At 66.9% G+C, this 15,123-nt stretch carries 12 protein-coding genes; 3 read left to right on the top strand and 9 right to left on the bottom strand.

The genetic code is table 11. The annotated features are described in order from the left end of the window. Window positions 1-3: 3 nt before the first annotated feature. The gene (locus NVS89_RS01680; RefSeq protein WP_258730740.1) at window positions 4-750 is read right to left on the bottom strand and encodes a 3-keto-5-aminohexanoate cleavage protein; all 747 of its coding nucleotides are present in this window, start codon (window positions 748-750) and stop codon (window positions 4-6) included. A gap of 32 nt (window positions 751-782) precedes the next feature. Continuing rightward, window positions 783-1,256 carry a YaiI/YqxD family protein gene (locus NVS89_RS01675; RefSeq protein ID WP_258730739.1) on the bottom strand — a complete coding sequence of 158 codons (474 nt, stop codon included), beginning with the start codon at window positions 1,254-1,256 and terminating at the stop codon, window positions 783-785. A 383-nt stretch (window positions 1,257-1,639) separates the two neighbouring features. Between NVS89_RS01675 and ggt the strand changes: the two genes are divergently transcribed. Further along, on the top strand, window positions 1,640-3,418 hold the full coding sequence (gene ggt, locus NVS89_RS01670; protein WP_374114507.1) for a gamma-glutamyltransferase: 1,779 nt from the start codon (window positions 1,640-1,642) through the stop codon (window positions 3,416-3,418). Between the two features lie 24 nt (window positions 3,419-3,442). Here ggt and NVS89_RS01665 read toward each other — a convergent pair whose 3' ends face one another. The 7 genes from NVS89_RS01665 to urtA form a co-directional block, all read right to left on the bottom strand. Then, a complete protein-coding gene (locus NVS89_RS01665) occupies window positions 3,443-3,808 on the bottom strand; it encodes an FmdB family zinc ribbon protein (protein ID WP_258730738.1) in 366 nt (121 codons plus the stop codon). 163 nt (window positions 3,809-3,971) lie between these two features. Further along, on the bottom strand, window positions 3,972-5,207 hold the full coding sequence (gene fmdA / locus NVS89_RS01660; RefSeq protein ID WP_258730737.1) for a formamidase: 1,236 nt from the start codon (window positions 5,205-5,207) through the stop codon (window positions 3,972-3,974). A 74-nt stretch (window positions 5,208-5,281) separates the two neighbouring features. Continuing rightward, window positions 5,282-5,971, bottom strand: coding sequence for an urea ABC transporter ATP-binding subunit UrtE (gene urtE / locus NVS89_RS01655; RefSeq protein ID WP_258730736.1), 690 nt, complete (start codon window positions 5,969-5,971; stop codon window positions 5,282-5,284). 10 nt (window positions 5,972-5,981) lie between these two features. Continuing rightward, a complete protein-coding gene (urtD, locus tag NVS89_RS01650; RefSeq protein ID WP_258730735.1) occupies window positions 5,982-6,749 on the bottom strand; it encodes an urea ABC transporter ATP-binding protein UrtD in 768 nt (255 codons plus the stop codon). 12 nt (window positions 6,750-6,761) lie between these two features. After that, the gene (gene urtC / locus NVS89_RS01645) at window positions 6,762-7,922 is read right to left on the bottom strand and encodes an urea ABC transporter permease subunit UrtC (RefSeq protein WP_258730733.1); all 1,161 of its coding nucleotides are present in this window, start codon (window positions 7,920-7,922) and stop codon (window positions 6,762-6,764) included. A 10-nt stretch (window positions 7,923-7,932) separates the two neighbouring features. Continuing rightward, the gene (gene urtB, locus NVS89_RS01640) at window positions 7,933-8,859 is read right to left on the bottom strand and encodes an urea ABC transporter permease subunit UrtB (protein ID WP_258730732.1); all 927 of its coding nucleotides are present in this window, start codon (window positions 8,857-8,859) and stop codon (window positions 7,933-7,935) included. Window positions 8,860-8,957: 98 nt separating this feature from the next. Then, window positions 8,958-10,241: an urea ABC transporter substrate-binding protein gene (gene urtA, locus NVS89_RS01635; protein ID WP_258730731.1), complete on the bottom strand. Its 1,284-nt coding sequence runs from the start codon at window positions 10,239-10,241 to the stop codon at window positions 8,958-8,960. Window positions 10,242-10,715: 474 nt separating this feature from the next. Between urtA and NVS89_RS01630 the strand changes: the two genes are divergently transcribed. After that, a complete protein-coding gene (locus NVS89_RS01630; protein ID WP_258730730.1) occupies window positions 10,716-14,108 on the top strand; it encodes a hybrid sensor histidine kinase/response regulator in 3,393 nt (1,130 codons plus the stop codon). Beyond that, complete coding sequence (locus NVS89_RS01625; protein ID WP_258730729.1) at window positions 14,098-15,030, top strand: response regulator; 933 nt, start codon at window positions 14,098-14,100, stop codon at window positions 15,028-15,030. Before NVS89_RS01630 ends, NVS89_RS01625 begins: the two co-directional genes overlap by 11 nt. Window positions 15,031-15,123: the final 93 nt, after the last annotated feature.

The raw sequence follows: 15,123 nt of genomic DNA, 5'->3' as shown, positions 1-15,123 counted from the left end.
GGCTCAGCCGGTGCCGGTCGCCGCGACCGGATTGGGCGGCACGCGGGCGATCTCCAGCGCCGCCTTGATGAGGGCGGCGTTGTCCTCGGCCTCCTCGCCGGAGGGCAGCAGCTTGCCGTCCTCCAGCCCGATGCGCCCGTCCATGCCGCGCATCAGCGCGTCGCGGTAGAGCGGCCACATCGTCGCATCGAGCCCATGCTGGAGCGCGGGCACGTCGAGGCTGGCGCGGGCCAGCACCTTGCGGATCGCGGCCGCCGCCGCCAGCCCCTCGGCCTCGTCCTGCTCGTTGATCTCGATGAGGATGCGCAGCACCTGCCGCGCTTCCGGCAGCGCGACGAAGCGCTCGGCGTCGTCGGCCGACCAGAGCCCGGCCTCGACCCCGATGCCGCGCGACAGGGCGAGGCGGATCATCTCCGGCGCCTCGGGCTCGATCAGGTTCACCGAGACGTAGTCCGGCAGCACGCTCCAGTGCGCCACGGCATCGAGCCGCTCCGCGCCGGGGGCGATGCGTCCATGGGTCGACAGGCCGATCGGCGTTCCCGGGACGCGGGCGCGGACCTCGTCCAGCACCTGCGCGACCATATCGGGGGCGAGCGTCTCGGCGCCGTCCGCGCCGCGCACATGGATGTGGAGCTCGCTGGCGCCGGCGGCGAGCGCGGCCACTGCGTCGGCGGCAAGGTCGGCGGCGCTCAGCGGCGTGAGGCGGTGAAAATCCCGCGTGCGCGAGCCATTGAGGCAGGCCTGCAGCATTGGCATCTCCTTCGGCGGCGAATGTCAGCTCTTCAACCCGCCAGGAAGCCCTTTCGTTTCAGCCGATTTACGGCACGGTCGAGCGCCTGCAGAAATTCCGAGCGGTCGCGCGGCGAAAAGGGGCGGGGCCCGCGGGTGATCTCGCCCGCCTCGCGCAGGTCCTGCATCAGGTTGCGGGTGGCGAGCTGCATGCCGATGGAGGCGGTGGTGAAGGGCTTTCCGGTCGGCCCGATGGCTTCCGCGCCCTTGGCCACCACCCGCGCGGCGAGCGGCACGTCGGCCGTGACGACGAGATCGCCTTCCTCCACCCGCTCGGCGATCCAGTCATCGGCCACGTCGAGCCCGGAGGGAACGACGACGCGCTCCACCTCCACGTCGCGGGGAACGGCGATGTAGCTGTTGGCGACCAGGAACACCTTGATGCGATGCCGCGCGGCGACGCGGTAGGTCTCGTCCTTCACCGGGCAGGCGTCGGCGTCGATATAGATGAAGATCGGTTTCGCCACGTTTTCGCGCAGTTCCTCGGTCGGCAGGCGGAGATATCGGAAATCAGGAAATCGGAGGCCAAGAAAGAAGGGCTGCCCTTGCGAGCAGCCCTTCCCATGTCAGACCGCGGTCCGGCCCGGTGAGCGCCGATCAGGCGGCGCGAAATGTCGCTTCACGCGGCACGGACCTCACAAGAGGCAAGCGTCCAGGTCACGTTCACCGACGACCGCAGATCAAGACGATCAGACACTGGATCACCTCCTTTCAATTGTTGACGACCCTTGAAGCTTAACCCGATTCGCCGGGTCGTCACTTCCCCCCGGCCAGCGCGATGCGGATTTCCCCTTCACATCGCGTTACGGTGAGCAATCATCTTTGTGCATGCGCGAAAAGAGGGCAGGTGATGCGGCGAGCTTGGCAGCGAGGTGGATGGCTCGGTTGCGGGATGCTGGTGGCGCTGGTGGTTCTCGCCGGCCCGCTTCAGGCCCAGCAGAGCTCCGATACCCGGCCGCCCGAGGCGGCGAGCGCGCGCATCGCCGGCGCGAAATCGGCCACCGGGAAACACTGGATGGTGACCGCGGCCAACCCGCTCGCCGCCGAGGCGGGCGCGCAGGTGCTGCGCGAGGGCGGCAGCGCCATCGACGCGCTGGTGGCCACCCAGCTCGTGCTGGGGCTGGTCGAGCCGCAGTCCTCCGGCCTCGGGGGCGGGGCCTTCCTCGTCTACTGGGACGCGGAGCAGAGCCGCCTCACCACCTTCGACGGGCGCGAGACCGCCCCGCGCGCGGCGACGCCGACCCTGTTCCAGGACGCCGCCGGCGCGCCGCTCGCCTTCATGGACGCGGTGATCGGCGGGCGTTCGGTCGGCACCCCCGGCACGCCGCGCCTGCTCGAGACCGTGCATCGCCGCTATGGCCGGCTCGCCTGGTCGCGGCTGTTCCGCCCGGCGATCCGCCTGGCGCAGGAGGGCTTCGCCGTCTCGCCGCGGCTCGAGGAGCTGATCGCGGGCGACGTCGAGACGCTGAAGCGCGACGGCGCGGCGCGGGCCTATTTCCTCGACGCCGACGGTGCGCCGCTCAAGGCCGGCACGGTTCTGCGCAATCCGGCCTATGCCCGGACCCTGCAGGCGTTGAGCGAAGGCGGTGCGGATGCCTTCTATCGCGGCCCGCTGGCGGGCGAGATCGTGCGCAAGGTGCATGAGGCGGCCAATCCCGGCCTGCTCGCGACCGAGGATTTGCGCGACTACCGGGTGAAGGAGCGCACGCCGGTGTGTGGCAGCTATCGCGGGCTCGAGGTCTGCGGCATGGGGCCGCCGAGCTCGGGTGCGCTCACCATCGGCCAGATCCTCGGCATGCTGGACGCCTACGACCTCACGGCGCTCGGCCCGCAATCGCCGGAGGCGTGGCGTCTGATCGCCGACGCCTCGCGCCTCGCCTTCGCCGACCGCGAACGCTACATGGCCGACGAGGACTATGTGCCGATGCCAACCCGCGGCCTGCTGGCGCGCGACTATCTCGCTGCGCGCGCCCGCCTCCTCGCCGGCGACGACGCCCTGCCGGAGGTGGCGCCCGGCACGCCGACATGGGACCACGCCATGGCCGCGCCGGCCCGGGCCGACGGCAATGCGCCGGAGCTGCCCTGCACCACGCAGATCACCATCGTCGACGCCGAGGGCAATGTCGTCTCGATGACCTCCACCATCGAGGCGGGGTTCGGCTCGCGGCTGATGGTGGGCGGCTTCCTGCTCAACAATGAGCTGACCGACTTCTCCTTCCGCTCGCAGAAGGACGGCGTGCCGGTGGCGAACCGGGTCGAGCCCGGCAAGCGGCCGCGCTCCTCCATGTCGCCGACCATCGTGCTGAAGGACGGCAAGCCGCTGCTCGCGCTCGGCTCGCCCGGCGGCAGCCAGATCATCGGCTATGTGGCGAAGACGCTGATCGCCCGCTTCGACTGGGGCATGCCGATCGCCGAGGCGATCGCGGCGCCGAACGTGCTGGCGCGATTCAATGCGGTCGAGATCGAGGAGGGAAGTGGCGCGCAGGCGCTGGAGCCGGCCCTGCGCGGGCTCGGCTTCGAGGTGCGTGCGATGCCGATGACCTCGGGCGTGCAGGCGGTCGAGATCGGCCCGGACGGGCTGACCGGCGCGGCCGATCCGCGCCGCGAGGGGGTGGCGATCGGCGAGTGAGGCGGCTTGGCGCCTACAGCCGCCTCAGTGGCTGATCATCCACGGGCGGGCCGAGGGGAAACTCTTGGCGCCGTTCGGGCTGGTCGCGGTCTTCGACTTCTTGCTGCGGCTCTTCATGCCGGAGCAGCACGAGCAGCCGGAGCCGTGACGGGCGCGCTCCTGCTTCGCCTTGTAGCCGTCGACGCTCATCGGTTCGTGGCGGGCCTGCTCGTTGGTGGCGTGGGCAACGAGGCTCGCGCGCGAGACGGACGAGAAGTGGGGCGCGGTGAGCATGACCCGCGGCGCCATGGCGCCGCAGTCGGGGCAGGGTTGCGGGGCCTGATACTCGCTCATCGGGCGCAGCGTGGTGAAGTCGCCGCATTCGTCGCAAAGATATTCGTAGACGGGCATCGGCCGGTTCCTTGGGCGTTTCCTCGTTCCAGAAGGGAAGGCGGTGACGGGCACCGCCGACCGATGGCTTACGGCAGGGATGGCGAGCATGGTCTCGCCACGGCCCTGCCGGACAGGATGGGGCGATGCCGGGCACCGCCCCATTGCCGGACCCAAGCGGGGGTCACAGGTCCGGCGAGATCGGCATGTCGACCGAACCGTCGATGAACTTGGTCGGGCCGGCAGCCGAAGGCTTGATGTCGAAGTCGAAGATCTCGGTCGGCAGCCACAGCGTGGCGCAGGAGTTCGGGATGTCGACGACGCCCGAGAAATGCCCCTGCACCGGCGCGACGCCGAGGATCGAGTGCGCCTGCGCGGGCGAGTAGCCGAACTTGGTCAGGTACTCGATCGCGTTGAGGCAGGCCTGGCGGTAGGCGACGTTGGCGTCGAGATAGTGCTGCGTGCCGCTCTCGTCGACCGAGATGCCTTCGAAGATCAGGTAGTCCTTGTAGTTCGGCGTGATTGGCGACGGCTTGAAGATCGGGTTCTTGATCCCGTACATCGCCATGCCGTTCTTGATCAGGTCGACCTTGATGTGCAGCCACGCGCCGAACATCTCGATCGCGCCGCAGAAGGTGATCTCGCCGTCGCCCTGGGAGAAGTGCATGTCGCCCATGGAGAGGCCGGCGCCGTCGACATAGACGGGGAAGTAGATCTTCGAGCCGCGCGACAGGTCCTTGATGTCGCAATTGCCGCCATGCTCGCGCGGCGGCACGGTGCGCGCGCCTTCCGAGGCCACCTTGTCCCAGGCGTCGCCCTTGCCGAGCTTGCCCAGATGCGCGGTCTTGGGCGCGGGCGGGTTGGCGAGCGGGGGCACGCGGGTCGGGTTGGTGTCGATCAGCGCCTGCTCGCGCGCGTTCCAGGTGTCGAGCAGGCTCTGCGAGGGCAGGGTGCCGATCAGGCCGGGATGGATGAGGCCGGCGAAGCCGACGCCCGGCACATGCCGCGAGCGGGTGAACATGCCCTCATAGTGCCAGATCGACTTCTGGGCGAGCGGGAAGTGATCGGTGAGGAAGCCGCCGCCGTTCTTCTTCGAGAAGAAGCCGTTGAAGCCCCATTCGTGGCCCTTGAGCGTGCCCGCGTCGAGGATGTCGACGACGAGCAGGTCGCCCGGCGCCGCGCCTTTGATGCCGATCGGGCCGGACAGATAGTGCACGGTCGACAGGTCGACGTCGCGGATGTCGTCGGCGCTGTCATTGTTGGCGATGGCGCCGCCGGTCCAGTCGACGGTCTCGACGATGAAGTCGGCACCGGGCTCGACCCAGGTGGCGATCGGAATGTCCGGGTGCCAGCGATTGTGCAGATATTCGTTCTCCGTGGCCGGCTTGGACAGATCGACCGAGATCAAAGTTTCAGGCATGGCACACTCCGTTCCCCTTGGGCTGCATGCGAAATACTGGGTGGCGGCCGCGGGTCGGCCCGGCCGCCGGTACGTCAGACGGACAGGAAGCGGGCGACCGCGGCCTCGTCGACCTCGGAGCGCTCGTTCTCGTGGACGATCTCGCCGTTCTCGATGACGAGCACCCGGTCGGCGATGTCGAGGGCGAAGGAGAGCACCTGCTCGGAGACGATGATGGACAGGCCGCGCTCGTCGCGGATGCGCTTCAGCGTGCGGGCCATCTCGCGGATGATCGAGGGCTGGATGCCCTCGGTCGGCTCGTCGAGCAGCAGCACCTTGGGCGCGGTGGCGAGCGCGCGGGCGATGGCGAGCTGCTGCTGCTGGCCGCCGGAGAGGTTGCCCCCGCGCCGGCCCTTCATCTCCAGCAGCACCGGGAACAGCTCGTAGATGTCCGTCGGCACCTTGCTTTCGCCGCGCGGGATCAGCCCGGTCTCGATGTTCTCCTGCACCGTCATGGTGGAGAAGATCATGCGGCCCTGCGGCACGTAGGCGATGCCCTTGGCGACGCGCTCGTAGCTCTTCAGCCGGGTGATGTCGGTCTCGCCGACCGAGACCGCGCCGCTCTTGGTCGGCACGATGCCCATGAGCGATTTCATGAGCGTGGTCTTGCCCATGCCGTTGCGGCCCATGATGGCGATGATCTCGTTGGGCGCGACCTTGAAGTCGAGCCCGTGGAGAACCTCGCTCTCGCCGTAGGAGACGTGAAGTTTCTCGACGTTCAGCATGTTCCGCCCCTCAATGGCCGAGATAGACTTCGATGACCTTCGGGTCCGCCTGGACCTTGGCCATCGGGCCTTCCGACAGGATCTTGCCCTGGTGCAGGACCGTGACCTTGTGGGCGATGTCCTCGACGAACTTCATGTCGTGCTCGATCACGATCACCGAACGGTTCTTGATGATCGTGTGCAGGAGCTCGGCGGTCTTCTTGCGCTCCGACACGCTCATGCCGGCGACCGGCTCGTCCAGCATCAGCAGCTCGGGGTCCTGGATCAGCAGCATGCCGATCTCGAGCCACTGCTTCTGGCCGTGGGAGAGATACTCGGCGCGCTGGTCGAGCTGGTCGGCGAGGAAGATCATCTCGGCGATCTCCTGCACCCGCTCCTTCACCGGCGCGTCGCGGCGGAAGGTGAGGGCGCCCACCACGGAGCGGCCCTTGGGATAGGAGATCTCGAGGTTCTCGAAGACGGTGAGGTCCTCGTAGATCGACGGGTTCTGGAACTTGCGCCCGACCCCGGCGCGCACGATCTCGTGCTCCTTCATCCGGGTCAGCTCCTGGTCCTTGAACTTGATGGACCCGGTGGTCGCCTTGGTGCGGCCGCAGATGAGGTCGAGCACCGTCGTCTTGCCGGCCCCGTTGGGGCCGATGATGACGCGGATCTCGTTCTCGTCGACGTAGAAGGAGAGGTCGTTGACCGCCTTGAACCCGTCGAACGAGACGGTGAGCCCTTCAACCGCGAGGACGAAGTCCTTGTTCATGGTGTCGGTGATGACAGGAGTGTTCATGGGACCTGCTCCTTACTCGGCGGCGGCCGGGGCGTGGCCGGAGCTCGGCGGCGCGGGCGGGGTCGCGTCGCTGCGCTTGGCCGCGCCGCCGAACAGGGGCCCGAGACGGGGGGCGACATAGGTCTGGTAAAGACCGGCGATGCCGTTCGGGAAGGTGAGCACCACGGCGATGAACAGGCCGCCGAGGCCGAACAGCCAGAGCTCGGGGAAGCTCTCCGAGAACGAGGTCTTGGCCCAGTTCACCAGCAGCGTGCCGTAGATGGCGCCGAGGATCGACAGGCGCCCGCCGACCGCGGTGTAGATGACCATCTCGATCGAGGGCACGATGCCGACGAAGGACGGCGACATGAAGCCGACCTGCAGGGTGAACATCGCCCCGCCGATGGCCGACAGCGAGGCCGCCAGGCAGAACACGAACACCTTGAAGTTCGAGACGTCGTAGCCGGAGAAGCGGACGCGGTCCTCCTTGTCGCGCATGGCGACGAGGATGCGCCCGAGCTTGGACGACTTCACGAAATAGGCGAGCAGGATGGAGGCCAGCAGCAGGCCGACGCAGACGAAGTAGAGGATCGTCTTGGCGCTGTCGGTGCGGATGTCCCAGCCGTTCAGCGTGCGCAGGTCGGTGATGCCGTTGATGCCGCCCGTATAGCCCTGCTGGCCGACGATCAGGATGGTGAGGATCGCCGCCAGCGCCTGGGTGATGATGGCGAAGTACACGCCGCCCACGCGCCGCTTGAACATGGCGAAGCCGACGACGAAGGCGAAGATCGCCGGCACCACGAGCACCGCGATGATGGTGAAGCCGAGATGGTGGAACGGCTCCCAGAACCAGGGAAGCTGCGTGATCTGGTTCCAGTCCATGAAGTCGGGAATGCCCGGCGTGGTCTGGATCTTGGTGTTCTCCACGCTGGAGGCTTCCAGCTTGAGGAACATGGCCATGCAGTAGCCGCCGAGGCCGAAGAACACGCCCTGGCCGAGCGAGAGAATGCCCGCATAGCCCCAGCACAGCACCAGGCCGAGCGCGACGAAGGCGTAGGTGAGGTACTTGCCGACGAACTGGAGGCGGAAATTGTCCAGCGTCAGCGGCAGGACCACGAGGAGGAGGATGGCGAGGATCGCGATCCCGATCATGTCCTGCGGGCGCAGGAAGAAGGTGCGGCCGGTCTTTGTCATGTGCGCCTCCTCAGCGACGGACCTTGATGACGAACAGGCCCTGGGGCCGCAGCATCAGGATGATGACCACGCTGAGCAGCGTGAGGACCTTGGCCGTCGAGCCGGACAGGAAGAACTCCATCGTCGACTGGGCCTGGGAGATGGTGAAGGCGGAGGCGATGGTGCCGAGCAGGCTCTGCGCGCCGCCGAAGACGACGACCAGGAAGGTGTCGACGATGTAGAGCTGGCCGGAGGTCGGCCCGGTCGAGCCGATCATGGTGAAGGCCGAGCCGGCAACGCCGGCGATGCCGCAGCCGAGGCCGAAGGTGTAGCGGTCCACCTTCTCGGTGTTGATGCCGACGGCGCCCGCCATGACGCGGTTCTGCACCACTGCGCGCACCTGCTTGCCCCAGTTCGACTTGTACATGAGCACGGCGACCGCGACGGTGATGGCGATGGTGAGGCCCATCACGAACAGGCCGTTGATCTGCACCTCGACCATGTCGGTGACGGGCAGCGAGCCCATCATCCATTCCGGCAGCTCGACGCCGACCTCGCGCGGGCCGAACACCGAGCGGTAGACCTGCTGAAGGATCAGGCTGAGGCCCCAGGTGGCGAGCAGCGTGTCGAGCGGGCGTTTGTAGAGCCGCCGGATCATCGCCCATTCGATGAACATGCCGAGGGCGCCGGAGGCGAAGAACGCCAATATCATGGCGACGAAGAAGTAGATGTTGAACAGAGACGGGATGAAATTGAGGAAGAACTGCGATGTGAAATAGGTCACATAGGCGCCGAGGATCATGAACTCGCCATGCGCCATGTTGATGACGCCCATCTGGCCGAAGATGATGGCCAGGCCGAGCGCCATGAGCACGAAAACCGAAAACAGGATGAGGCCGGCGAAGCCCTGCATCACGAAAATCGAGCCGAGTTCGGCCAGCGAATAGTCTGAGAACATCACGAATCCCCCGGCGTGCGCCCTGCGGCGCGGTCTCCGTTCAATGGAAAAGGCCCCGGAGAGGGCGCGAACGCCCTCTCCGGGTGGCGCTCAAGCGCTCACTGGTAGCCCTCGGGGAACGGGTTGGGCTCGATGAGGTCCGGGGTCTCGAAGACCACCTTGAACTGGCCGTCGACCTGCGCCTGGCCGACCCGGGTCTTCGACCACAGGTGATGGTTCTTGTGGATCTTCACATAGCCTTCCGGCGCCTTGGTGAACTCGATGCCGGGCGAGGCCTCGGCGATCTTGTCGATGTCGAAGCTGCCGGCCTTCTCGACCGTCATCTTCCACAGCCAGGGACCGAGATAGGCGGCCTGGGTCACGTCGCCGATCACGGTCTTCTCGCCCCACATCTTCTTGAACGCGGCGACGAATTCCTTGTTGTTCGGGTTGTCGAGCGACTGGAAGTACTTCATGCAGCTGTAGGCGCCAGCGATGTTCTCGCCGCCGATGCCGTCGATCTCGTCCTCGGTCACCGAGATGGTGAGCAGGGTCTGCTTCGACAGGTCGATGCCCGCGGCCTTGAGCTGCTTGTAGAAGGCGACGTTCGAGCCGCCGACGACCGCGGCGTAGATCACGTCCGGCTTCTTCAGCTTGATCTTGTTGATCACCGAGTTGAACTGGGTGTGGCCGAGCGGGAAGTACTCCTCGCCGACGACCTTCGAGTCCTTCAGGTGGCCCTCGATGTGCTTGCGCGCGATCTTCATCGAGGTGCGCGGCCAGATGTAGTCGGAGCCGATCAGGTAGAAAGTCTTGCCGCCCTTGGTCTCCTGCACCCAGTCGAGGCCGGCGAGGATCTGTTGGGTGGCCTCCTGGCCGGTGTAGATGACGTTCTTGGACTGCTCGAGGCCTTCATAGAAGGTCGGGTAGTAGAGCATGCCGTTATACTGCTCGACGACCGGCAGCACCGCCTTGCGCGAGGCCGAGGTCCAGCAGCCGAAGATCGCCGCGACCTTGTCCTGCACCAGCAGCTTCTTGGCCTTCTCGGCGAAGGTCGGCCAGTCGGACGCGCCGTCCTCCTGGATGTACTTGATCTTGCGGCCGAGCACGCCGCCCGCGGCGTTGATCTGGTCGATGGCGAGCTTCTCGGCCTGCACCGAGCCGGTCTCCGAGATCGCCATGGTACCGGTGACGGAATGCAGGATGCCGACCGTCACTTCGTCGTCGGTGACCGCAAGTCCCGTCGTGTTGACGTCGGCCGTCGCCGGCGCCTGGGCGTGGGCCGGCGTAGTCAAGAGGCCGGTCTGGGCAAGAAGAGGTACGGCGGGAAGCGCCGCCATGCCCATCAGAAGCTTTCGGCGGGTGGCCGAAAACCTGCTGGAATTATCATTGTTCGAAGACATACGATCCCCTCCACGGGTTTGACGTGGCCTCAACAAGCTTCTCGATGTGCTTGCATTGTGAGGATCGTGGGGGCCGATGCCGCGCCGCAGCAATACGTCGATTGACGTATAGGTGATCCGGTGCCGCCGGGACACACTGGGCTATAGGTTGGGGATACAGGTGCCCGCCGTGCGCTTCCAGTTTTCGCGCGCGCGTGTGACGGGTATTCTTGCCAATAGTGAAATCGACGCCAGTTGTTCGTGTGTTTATTGCATTCAGTTTCTCTCCTAAACACCGAGGTGCGGCAAAAAGTCTTGACGCCGATGGCGTGCGAAATCTTTTTGTCTCTGTCGACTTGGGTGGAACGAAATATGCTAGGGAAGCGGTGCCGGTCGGCGTGACCGGCGGGTTTCGGGCAGTGCAGCAACGAAAAGAGTGCCGGGGAGGATAAGCGCAAGCGGATGTCGAGCGTCGAAACGGCGAGGCGAAACCCTATGGCGGCGGAACAGAAGATCGTTCGTGTTCGACGCCAGTACAATCAATGGGTCGTCAACGAGACGCTGGAGGACTACGCGCTGCGTTTCACGGCGAAGGGCGCCCGCCGCTGGTCGGCGCTGCGCGTCGCCAACACCGCGCTCGGGGCAGTCTCGTTCCTCGCGCTGGAGGCGATCGGCGGCTCGATCACGCTGGCCTACGGCTTCCCCAACGCGGTCGCGGCGATCCTGGTCGTCAGCATCATCATCTTCGCCACCGGGCTTCCGATCAGCTACTACGCCGCCAAGTTCGGGGTCGACATCGACCTGCTCACGCGCGGCGCCGGCTTCGGCTATATCGGCTCGACCGTCACCTCGCTGATCTACGCCTCCTTCACCTACCTGTTCTTCGCCATCGAGGCGGCGATCATGGCGCTGGCGCTGGAGCTGTGCTTCGGCGTGCCGCTGATGGTCGGCTATTTCATCAGCGCGCTGGTGGTGATCCCGCTGGTGACGCACGGCATCACCTTCATCAGCCGGTTCCAGCTCTGGACCCAGCCCTTCTGGCTGCTGCTGAACCTCATACCCTTCGTCTTCATCTTCTTCGTCCACGGCCACGCCATCGCCGGCTGGACCTCCTATACCGGCCGGCTCGGCGCGCTGGACGGCTCGTTCGACCCGCTGCTGTTCGGCGCCGCCTCGACCGTGGTGTTCGCCCTCGTGGCGCAGATCGGCGAGCAGGTGGACTTCCTGCGCTTCCTGCCGCGCCGCGTGCCGGGCGGCAGCGCGGCGGTGCGCAACACGGTGTGGTGGCTCTCGCTGCTCTCGGCCGGGCCGGGCTGGATCATCCCCGGCATGATCAAGATGCTGGCGGGCTCGTTCCTGGCCTATTTCGCGCTGACCCAGGGCGTGCCCTTCGTCCACGCCGCCGAGCCGACGCAGATGTACCTGTCGGCCTTCAAGATCATGCTGAGCCCGGAAATGGCTCTGGCCTTCACCGGCTTCTTCGTCATCCTCGCCCAGCTCAAGATCAACGTGACGAACTCCTATGCGGGCTCGATCGCCTGGTCGAACTTCTTCTCGCGGCTCACCCACAGCCATCCCGGGCGGGTGGTCTGGCTGGTGTTCAACGTCACCATCGCGCTGATGCTGATGGCGCTCGGCATCTACAAGGTGCTGGAGCAGATCCTCGGCCTCTACGCCATCGTCGCGGTCTCGTGGGTCGCAGCGCTGGTGGCCGATCTGGTGGTGAACAAGCCGATGGGCTGGAGCCCGCCGGGCATCGAGTTCAAGCGGGCGCATCTCTACGACATCAACCCGGTGGGCGTCGGCGCGGTGCTGATCGGCACGCTGGTGGCGATCGCCGCCTTCGCCGGGTTCTTCGGCCCGACGCTGCAGGTATTCGCGCCCTTCGTGGCGCTGGTGGTGTCCTTCGCCGCCGCCGCCGGCATCGCCTTCGCGACCAGGGGGCGCTACTACATCGCCCGCCGCACCACCAAGAACTGGGAACATCGCCACACGCTCAAGTGCTGCATCTGCGAGCACAAGTTCGAGCCGGAGGACATGGCGCACTGCCCGGTCTATGCCGGCCCGATCTGCTCGCTGTGCTGCTCGCTCGACGCGCGCTGCCACGACCGCTGCAAGGAGGATGCGCGCTTCCCGGACCAGATCCTCGGCGCGCTGCGCGCGACCTTGCCAAGCTGGATGGTGGCGCAGATCAATTCGCGCATCGGCCACTATATCGGCGTGCTGTCGCTGCTGGCGCTGGTGATCGGCGCCATCCTCGGCATCATCTATTTCCAGGCCACGCTCGGGCCGCCGATGCGGCGCGAGGCGATCGGCAGCGTGCTCTTCACGCTCTACTTCATCCTGCTCATCATCGCCGGCGTCGCGGCCTGGCTGTTCGTGCTGGCGCAGGAGAGCCGGCGCGTCGCGCAGGAGGAGAGCAACCGCCAGACCGCGCTGCTGATGCGCGAGATCGAGGCGCACAAGCGCACCGACGCCAAGCTGCAGAAGGCGAAGGAAGTGGCCGAGGCCGCCAACCTCGCCAAGAGCCGCTACGTCGTCGGCATCAGCCACGAGCTGCGCACCCCGCTCAACGCCATTCTCGGCTACGCGCAGCTCCTCGAGCGCGACACCTCGATCCCCCCGCACCGGCGCGACGCGATCCGCGTGGTGCGGCGCTCGGCCGAGCACCTGTCCGGCCTGATCGACGGCCTGCTCGACATCTCGAAGATCGAGGCCGGCCGGCTCCACCTCACCCGCGACGAGGTGCGGATCGCCGAATTCCTCGACCAGCTCGTCGACATGTTCCGCCTGCAGGCGACCGCCAAGGGCATCGACTTCGTCTATGTGCGGCCCGAGCGGCTTCCCGCTGTCGTCTACACCGACGAGAAGCGGCTGCGGCAGATCCTCATCAACCTGCTCTCCAATGCCATCAAGTTCACCGCCCAGGGGCGGGTGGCGCTGCGCGTCGCCTATCGCAACCAGGTCGCCGAGTTCGAGGTCGAGGATACCGGCATCGGCATTCCCGCCGCCGACCACACGCGCATCTTCGAGCCGTTCGAGCGCGGCGAGCGGGCGGGCACCTACTCGACCAGCGGCATCGGCCTCGGGCTGACCATCACAAAGCTGCTCACCGAGATCATGGGCGGTGAGATTTCCCTCACCTCGAAGCCGGGCAAGGGCAGCACCTTCCGCGTCAAGATGATGCTGTCGGAGGTCGCCAACCCGACCCGCCCGGGTCCGATCCAGCACCGGCGCGTCGCGGGCTATACCGGGCCGCGTCGCACCGTGCTGGTGGCGGACGACGATTCGGCCCATCGCGACCTGATGCACGAATTGCTGGTGCCGCTCGGCTTCACCGTGCTGTCGGCGGCGGACGGCGTCGCCGCGCTCGACATGGTGCGCCAGTGGGACCCCGACCTGCTGCTGCTCGACCTCGCCATGCCCGGGCTGAATGGCTGGGAGGTGGTGCGGCAGGTGCGCGACGAGGGCTTCACCCGGCTGCGCATCATCATCATCTCCGCCAATGTCGGCGAGATCCACGGCAACGGGCTCGAGGCCAGCCAGCACGACGACCACATGGTCAAGCCGGTGCAGCTGCGCGGCCTGCTGGAGAAGATGGAAAAGCTGCTCGACCTCGAATGGATCGGCGAGGGCGAGGCGGCGGCGCGGGCGGTCGAGCTGCGCGCCGCCGGCGTGCTGCAGGCGCCGGGCGGGCTGCATCTCGAGGACCTGATGAAGCTCGGCGAGATCGGCTATGTGCGCGGCATCCAGGCCAAGCTCAAGGAGATCGAGAGCGCCTCGCCCGAGAACGAGGCCTTCGTCTCGCACATGCGCGATCTGATGGAAACCTTCGACCTGAAGCAATACATGGCTGTTCTGGAGGCGTTGCGCAGCAATGATGCATAGCGTGGAGCGCCGCGACATCATCCTGGTGGTGGATGATTCCCCCGAAACCCTGAGCCTGCTCACCGACGCGCTGGAGGCGGCCGGGGCGACCGTGCTGGTCGCCGTGGAGGGCGCCAACGCGCTGGCGCTGGTCGAGCGCATCACGCCCGACGTGATCCTGCTCGACGCGGTGATGCCGGGCATGGACGGATTCGAGACCTGCCGCCGGCTCAAGCGCAACAAGTCGGTCGCCCATGTGCCGGTCATCTTCATGACCGGCCTGTCGGAGACCGAGCAGATCGTGAAGGGGCTGGAGGCGGGCGGGGTCGACTACGTGACCAAGCCGATCTCGCCGGACGAGCTGATCGCGCGCATCCGCGTGCACCTCGCCAATGCCCGCCAGACCCACAGCGCCCGCGCGGCGCTGGACGCCGCCGGCCGGTTCCTGCTCTCCGCCACCCGCGACGGGCGGGTGCTGTGGAGCACGCCGCAGGCGACCACGCTGCTGACGGCGATCACGGCATCGGTGCCTGGCGACAGCCTGATGCTGCCCGAACCCGTGCGCCGCTGGCTGGCCGAGCGCCGCAGCGAGGCGAGCGGCGTGGAGCCGAGCGCGCTCGACCTGCCGGTGGACGGCTCGCCGCGCCGCCTGCGCATCTCCTATGTCGGGCAGATCGGGCCGGAGGAACTGCTGCTGCGCATCGTCGAGGACGACGGGCTGGCGCCCGAGCAGGTCCTACGCGCACGGCTCAACCTCACCATCCGCGAGGCCGAGGTGCTGATGTGGCTGGCCCGGGGCAAGGCGAACCGCGACATCGGCGAGATCCTCGGGCTTTCGCCGCGTACGGTTAACAAACACTTGGAGCAGATCTACTCCAAGATCGGTGTCGAGAACCGGGCTGCCGCAACGGCACTCGCGGTAACCGCCCTGACGCCGAAATAGTCAGCCTTCCGAAGCTGTTGGCTGCCCTAAGGTCACTCAGTACTCGAGGGGCCCGGACGGAGCGGAAGCCCGCCGCCGGAGCGGATCGTGCGC

The sequence above is a fragment of the Ancylobacter mangrovi genome, assembly GCF_024752355.1.
GTDB lineage: Bacteria > Pseudomonadota > Alphaproteobacteria > Rhizobiales > Xanthobacteraceae > Ancylobacter > Ancylobacter mangrovi.
The sequence above is the reverse complement of the archived record's forward strand: the minus strand, read 5'-3'. Positions and strand labels throughout refer to the sequence as shown.

Excerpts from the sequence above, each read along its gene's own strand:
- NVS89_RS01630 (WP_258730730.1), top strand. The coding sequence starts at position 10,716 with ATGGCGGCGGAACAGAAGATCGTTCGTGTTCGACGCCAGTACAATCAA.
- NVS89_RS01665 (WP_258730738.1), bottom strand. The coding sequence starts at position 3,808 with ATGCCCGTCTACGAATATCTTTGCGACGAATGCGGCGACTTCACCACG.
- ggt (WP_374114507.1), top strand. The coding sequence starts at position 1,640 with ATGCGGCGAGCTTGGCAGCGAGGTGGATGGCTCGGTTGCGGGATGCTG.
- urtB (WP_258730732.1), bottom strand. The coding sequence starts at position 8,859 with ATGTTCTCAGACTATTCGCTGGCCGAACTCGGCTCGATTTTCGTGATG.
- NVS89_RS01680 (WP_258730740.1), bottom strand. The coding sequence starts at position 750 with ATGCTGCAGGCCTGCCTCAATGGCTCGCGCACGCGGGATTTTCACCGC.
- fmdA (WP_258730737.1), bottom strand. The coding sequence starts at position 5,207 with ATGCCTGAAACTTTGATCTCGGTCGATCTGTCCAAGCCGGCCACGGAG.
- urtD (WP_258730735.1), bottom strand. The coding sequence starts at position 6,749 with ATGAACACTCCTGTCATCACCGACACCATGAACAAGGACTTCGTCCTC.
- NVS89_RS01625 (WP_258730729.1), top strand. The coding sequence starts at position 14,098 with ATGATGCATAGCGTGGAGCGCCGCGACATCATCCTGGTGGTGGATGAT.
- urtC (WP_258730733.1), bottom strand. The coding sequence starts at position 7,922 with ATGACAAAGACCGGCCGCACCTTCTTCCTGCGCCCGCAGGACATGATC.
- urtE (WP_258730736.1), bottom strand. The coding sequence starts at position 5,971 with ATGCTGAACGTCGAGAAACTTCACGTCTCCTACGGCGAGAGCGAGGTT.
- urtA (WP_258730731.1), bottom strand. The coding sequence starts at position 10,241 with ATGTCTTCGAACAATGATAATTCCAGCAGGTTTTCGGCCACCCGCCGA.